A 473-nucleotide genomic window follows, 5' to 3' on the forward strand; every position below is an offset into this window, starting at 1 on the left:
AGCGGCCAAGCCCGTCGCTTCCGAGTCCTCCGCTACCCAGCAAAAGGACGCCACCAGCGCCGAGGAAGTTGTCGAGGGCAGCGCCGAGAAAGATACCGTGGCACCGCATGAGAAGGCGGAACCGATGTCCACCGAGCCTGCACAGCCCCAGGTAGAGCCGACAACGGATGCGGAATCGGCGCAGCAGATGCCCACCACGCCTCTTCCCGAACAGGCAGAGACCCGCGGTGAGCAGGCGGCGGATGCGAAATCGGCGCAGCAGATGCCCACCACGCCTCTTCCTGAGCAGGCAGAGACCCGCGGTGAGCAGGCGGCGGATGCGACTCCCACCAGCGCTGAATCCAGCGACACTGCACCGGAACCCAAAGCGCCCGACGCCAGCGTTTCCGTGGCAGAGAGTGACGGCGAGCTACGTCGATCGCGTCGCCGCAGGGCCCACAACGACCCGCGTGAAAAGCGTCGGCTCGAGTCCG

The 473-nt window shown here is 66.8% G+C and carries 1 pseudogene; it reads left to right on the forward strand.

What is annotated here, in order from left to right:
* Positions 1-473 (forward strand): annotated as a pseudogene (locus tag BTW07_RS19940) (hypothetical protein); the annotation flags it as partial.

Source organism: Salinicola socius (assembly GCF_001937195.1).
GTDB lineage: Bacteria > Pseudomonadota > Gammaproteobacteria > Pseudomonadales > Halomonadaceae > Salinicola > Salinicola socius.